Raw genomic sequence first — 5549 nt, forward strand, 5'->3', positions numbered from 1 at the left:
GGCGCATGCCTCAATATCGCGTCGTATGAACCAGGCGGTCGCGCGCGCCTCTCACAGGCCTCACTGGCCCGAAACAAACGTAGGAGCGAGCGCAGCTCGCGATGCGCCGCGCGGGCGGCGCTCGATCGCACAGGCGCTGCATACCTTGTGGCAAACACCTGTCCGAATCAGGATCAACCAACGGCCTGCCTTTCAATGGTCACAAAGCTGTAACACAGCTGATGCAAAGTGTGCCAGCCATCACAAGGAGCGCTTTTCGATGATTCGCCTGATGAAGTCTGCTGCACTCGCCGTTGCCGTTTCGCTTTGCGCCACTTCCGCTGCATTTGCTGCTGAAAACGTACGCCTGACCGGTTCCGGCGCCAGCTTCCCGGCACCGATCTACCTGACCTGGTTCAAGGATTTCAGCAAGAACACAGCGGGCGTTACCGTTGATTACCAGTCCAAGGGGAGTGGCGCGGGCGTTCAGGACTTCCTGAACAAGACCGTCGACTTCGCCGCCAGCGACTCGGCCATGAGCGAAGCCGACATCGCCAAGGTTGCCGAAGGCGTCCAGTTGCTGCCGATGACCGCCGGCGAAATCGTCCTGGCTTACAACCTGCCCGGCAACCCCAAGGGCCTGAAGTTGCCGCGCGATGTTTACTCGAACATCTTCCTCGGCAAGATCACCCAGTGGAACGACCCGAAAATCGCCGCGGCCAACCCGCAAATGAAGCTGCCTGACCTGCCCATCACCGTGGTGGTACGTGCCGACTCCAGTGGCACCAACGCCGTGTTCACCAAGCACCTGTCGGCCATCAACGCCGACTTCAAGAGCACGTTGGGTGAGGGCAACACCGTCAACTGGCCAGCGACCGACAAGTTCATCAAATCGCCGAAGAACGACGGGGTGACCGCTACCGTTCGCCAGACCCCAGGTGCCATTGGCTACATCGAGTACGGCTTCGCCAAGCTGGCCAAGGTGGACTTCGCTGCCCTGGAAAACAAGGCTGGCCAGTACGTGGTGCCAAATGCCGAAAGCGGTGCCGAGGCCCTGGCAGCGGTGAAACTGCCGGAAAACCTGGTCGCCAACCTGCCCGACCCGGAAGGCGCCAAGTCCTACCCGATCACCTCCTACACCTGGATGATCTTCCGCAAGGACAACGGCAACCCGGCAAAGGCCAAGGCCATGCGTGAGATGGTCGAGTACGGCCTGACCCAGGGCCAGAAGATTGCCGACTCGATGGGCTACATCCCGCTGCCGCCATCGGTTGTCGACCAGGTGCGCAAAGCGTCTGCAAACATCCAGTAACACCCAGGCGCTCCCGGCAGCGGCATGAAGCCATGCCGGGGGTGTTTGTCCCTTGTCCCGGAATACGCCATGAACACACCTTTTGCCATACCGGATAATCCCGATTCCGCGTGCCAGCCACCGTCTACGAAAGACTTTCTGGTCGACCGCACCTTCCGTGCGCTTGCCCGTATCGGGGTGGTGCTGGTACTGGCGCTGGTTTTCGCGCTGGTCTACGAAGTGGGCCGCAAGGCACTGCCAGGCATTGAAAAGCACGGTTTCGACGTGCTCCTGGGCAGTGTCTGGGATGTCAACCAAGGCAAGTACGGTATTCTGCCCGCGATCTGGGGTACGCTCTACAGCGCCTTCATCGCCCTGTTGATTGCCGGTTTCTTCGGCGTCAGCATGGCCATTTTCCTCACCCAGGATTTCCTTCCGGCCAGGCTTGCCGCGGTGTTCCGCACCATCGTCGAGCTGCTCGCCGCCATACCCAGCGTGGTCTATGGCCTGTGGGGCATCTATGTGGTCATCCCGGCCATTCGCCCCCTGACCACCTGGTTGAACAGCGAGCTGGGCTGGATCCCGTTTTTTGGCACCTCCCTCAGCGGGCCCGGCCTGCTGCCGGCCGCACTGGTCCTGGCGATCATGATCCTGCCGACCATCGCTGCCGTTTCGCAGGACGCGCTGACCAGCGTGCCCATGAAAACCAAGCAGGCCGCCTACGGCATGGGCACCACGCACTGGGAGGCCATCCTGAAAGTGATGGTGCCTTCTGCGGCCACCGGTATCTTTGGCTCGCTGGTGCTGGGCCTTGGCCGGGCACTGGGCGAAACCATGGCGCTGGCCATGCTGGTGGGCAATGCCAACACCATTTCCGTGTCCTTGTTCGCCCCGGCCAATACCCTGGCGGCGCTGCTGGCGCTGAACTTCCCGGAAGCCGGCCCGAACGAGATCGAAGTGCTGATGTATGCGGCACTGGTACTGATGTTCATCACCCTGCTGGTGAACGTGCTTGGCTCGATGATCATGCTCTACGCCCAGCGGGGGAATAAACAATGACCAACCTGACAACCCCTGCCGCCGCGCTGCCCAGCCTGCAGCGCCGGCTCGAAGGCCGCGCCCTGCGCAGCCTGGTGTTGACCATCCTGGCCTGGTTGGCCGCGTTGCTGGCCAGTGTGCCGCTGATTTCCGTGCTGTACATGCTGATCACCCGCGGCGGTGCCCGCCTGAACCTGGAAGTGTTCACCGAACTGCCGCCGACGGGGTTCGAGATGGGCGGCGGCTTCGGCAACGCCATGGCCGGTACCTTCGTCATGGTCGGCATCGCTGCCGCCATCGCGGTGCCGGTGGGTATCCTGGCCGCGGTGTTCCTTGCCGAGCTGGGCCCGGACAGCAAGCTGGCCAACGCTGCAAGGTTTGCCGCCAAGATGCTCACCGGCCTGCCATCGATCCTGGCCGGTGTGTTTGCCTACGCCCTGGTGGTGATGACTACCGGCACCTATTCGGCACCGGCAGGCGGGGTGGCACTGGCGGTGCTGATGTTGCCGATCGTGGTACTGACCGCCGAAGAGGCGATGAAGATGGTCCCCAAGATCATGAAGGACGCTGCCTACGGCATGGGCTGCACCCGTGCCCAGGTCATCTGCAAGATCGTGCTGCCCACCGGCTTGCCGGCCATTCTCACCGGCGTGATGCTGGCCGTGGCCCGTGCCGCAGGTGAAACCGCGCCCTTGCTGTTCACCGCGCTGTTCAGCAACTACTGGATCTACCACAACGGCGACCTGGCGGTGATGAACCCCACTGCCTCGCTGGCAGTGCTGATCTACAACTTCTCCGGCATGCCGTTCGACAACCAGCTGGAGCTCGCCTGGGCGGCCTCGCTGGTGCTGGTCATGATCGTGCTGGTCATCAACATCCTTAGCCGTGTATTCGGCAAGCCCAAGTATTGAGAACAGGGAGCATCCATCTTGAACGTATCCACCGCACAACGTGCCGCTCCCGTGGCCAGCGAAGCCACCCCCATCGTCATGGACTGCAAGCTGGACAAGATTTTCTACGGCAACTTCATGGCCGTGCGCGACAGCCATGTGCCGATCCGCAAGAACGAGATTACCGGCTTCATCGGCCCGTCCGGCTGCGGCAAGAGCACCGTGCTGCGTAGCCTGAACCGCATGAACGACCTGGTGAAAGGCTTCCGCTTCGAGGGCCACGTGCACTTCCTGGGCCAGGATGTGTATGGCAAGGGCGTAGACCCGGTAGTGGTGCGCCGCTATATCGGCATGGTGTTCCAGCAGCCCAACCCGTTTTCCATGAGTATTTTCGACAACGTTGCCTTTGGCCTGCGCCTGAACCGCTACAAAGGGGACCTGGGCGACCGCGTGAAACACGCCTTGCAAGGTGCTGCGCTGTGGGACGAAGTGAAGGACAAGCTCAAGGTCAGCGGCCTGTCGTTGTCCGGCGGCCAGCAGCAGCGCCTGTGTATCGCCCGGGCCATCGCCACCGAGCCGGAAGTGCTGCTGCTGGACGAGCCGTGCTCGGCACTCGACCCCATTGCCACCCGCCGCGTGGAAGAGCTGATGGTCGAGCTGAAAAAGGACTACACCATCGCCCTGGTGACCCACAACATGCAGCAGGCGATTCGCGTTGCCGACACCACGGCGTTCTTCTCGGTGGACATTTCCCAGGGTACCCGTACCGGCTACCTGGTCGAGATGGGGCCGACCGCGCAGATCTTCCAGAACCCGCGTGAACAACTGACCAGTGACTATATCAGCGGCAAGTTCAGCTGACCCATCGCTGTACAAGGGGGCGGTGCTGCAACCAGGAAGGTGGCAGCACCGCCCGCACAACCTTTGGTTGAAGTGTTACCCAGGATTTCCAATGCAACCGATGCGTCGATTAGATCTGTCTGCGGTAGAGCGCGCTCTGCGCGAGGTGCAGGGCCGTTTTGCCGAGCTGAGCCAACACTTCACCGAACCGCGGGACCCGTTCACCGACGAGGTGCTGCTGAATGTGGTTGAAGGCTACGCGCTGATTGACGACTATGTCGCTCGCGGAATAGACCTGTTCGACCTGCAACAGCTGAACCTGATGCTGGAAATCAATGCCACGGTGCTGTGTGGCCGGGATCCGGCCCGGCGCGTGGAGTTCGCGGCGCACCTGGCGGCGACCGAAGCGCATTTTTTCAACAATGTGGAAGGTGGCATCAAGGACTTGCATAACTGGTATTGCGCCTACCGCAGCGATTCGATCTGGAAGCGGGCAGCCGGTGTGTACGTGCGTATCCTCAGCAAGCCACAGCTGTTCATCGAAGGTAACAACCGCACCGGCTCGCTCATCGTCAGTTACCTGCTGATGCGTGCCGGGCTGCCGCCATTCGTGCTGTCGCTGGACAACGCCGAGGGCTACTTCAACCCGTCCTCGGTCATACGTAATTCCGCCAAACACGGTGTCAAGGCCTTGTACGAACTGCCCAAGATCAAGAAAAAGTACGCCGCGTTCCTCGAAGCCAAGGCGCCTGCGCCCGGCAAGTTCTTCCTGGGCGCCACCGCGGTGCCTGTTTGCGCGGGGGGGCGCTGATGCAACCGTTCACCCTGATAGAGCGCGGGCGGCAGGCCATCGAGCGCAAGCTCAAGCGTGGCCAGGTGCGCATTTCGTTCGATATCGACGACACCCTGGCCTGCCAGCCTGAGCACGCGGCTGCCGAGCACAGCAGGTTGCCGGGCTTCGTCCACCGCTGGCTCGGTGAGCCCCTGCGCAGCGGTACCCGCGAGCTGATTCGCGACCTGCGCCGCCAGGGCTGCAGCATCTGGATCTATACCTCGTCCGGGCGCACCCCAGCGTACATCCGCCGCTGGTTGCTGCTGTACGGCATTCATGTCGACGGGGTGGTCAACAGTGACCGCCACCAGCACATATTGGCCCAGAATGGCCTGGAGCATTCCCCGTCAAAATTGCCTTCGGCGTTCGATATCGACCTGCATGTGGATGACTCCGAAGGCGTGCGGCTGGAAGGCGTGGACCATGGTTTCCGCGTTGTGGTGGTGTGCCCGCAGGACAAGCACTGGGCGCAGAAGGTCAAGGCCGCAGCGGTGGACGTGCAGGCCCGCCTGGCCCGGCAGCAGCCGCACCGCTACGAAGCGCCTGTGAGATCGAGCGCCGCCCGCGCGGCGCAATCGCGAGCTGCGCTCGCTCCTTGTATGTTGTGACTGGCCTGGCGGGAGAAGTTATTCTCGTCAGGCTGAAGAAGCACTTCCGGGGAGGCCGATCGCTCCTGAAG

The 5549-nt window shown here is 62.2% G+C and carries 6 protein-coding genes; all 6 read left to right on the forward strand.

The window, feature by feature from the left end; all coding sequences use genetic code 11:
- Positions 1 to 259: 259 nt before the first annotated feature.
- Complete coding sequence (gene pstS, locus DMX12_RS28565) at positions 260 to 1291, forward strand: phosphate ABC transporter substrate-binding protein PstS (RefSeq protein ID WP_009681759.1); 1032 nt, start codon at positions 260 to 262, stop codon at positions 1289 to 1291.
- Positions 1292 to 1360: 69 nt separating this feature from the next.
- Positions 1361 to 2329, forward strand: a complete 969-nt coding sequence (pstC, locus tag DMX12_RS28570) for a phosphate ABC transporter permease subunit PstC (RefSeq protein ID WP_009681760.1) — start codon at positions 1361 to 1363, stop codon at positions 2327 to 2329.
- Positions 2326 to 3219: a phosphate ABC transporter permease PstA gene (gene pstA, locus DMX12_RS28575; protein ID WP_009681761.1), complete on the forward strand. Its 894-nt coding sequence runs from the start codon at positions 2326 to 2328 to the stop codon at positions 3217 to 3219. The genes pstC and pstA overlap by 4 nt, the downstream gene beginning before the upstream one ends.
- 78 nt (positions 3220 to 3297) lie before the next feature.
- Positions 3298 to 4059 carry a phosphate ABC transporter ATP-binding protein PstB gene (pstB, locus tag DMX12_RS28580; RefSeq protein ID WP_017148287.1) on the forward strand — a complete coding sequence of 254 codons (762 nt, stop codon included), beginning with the start codon at positions 3298 to 3300 and terminating at the stop codon, positions 4057 to 4059.
- A 91-nt stretch (positions 4060 to 4150) separates the two neighbouring features.
- A complete protein-coding gene (locus DMX12_RS28585) occupies positions 4151 to 4849 on the forward strand; it encodes a hypothetical protein (protein WP_009681764.1) in 699 nt (232 codons plus the stop codon).
- Positions 4849 to 5478: an HAD family hydrolase gene (locus DMX12_RS28590; protein WP_110680076.1), complete on the forward strand. Its 630-nt coding sequence runs from the start codon at positions 4849 to 4851 to the stop codon at positions 5476 to 5478. Before DMX12_RS28585 ends, DMX12_RS28590 begins: the two co-directional genes overlap by 1 nt.
- Positions 5479 to 5549 lie beyond the last annotated feature (71 nt).

The sequence above is a fragment of the Pseudomonas sp. MB-090624 genome (assembly GCF_003205245.1).
GTDB classification, from domain to species: Bacteria; Pseudomonadota; Gammaproteobacteria; order Pseudomonadales; family Pseudomonadaceae; genus Aquipseudomonas; species Aquipseudomonas juntendi.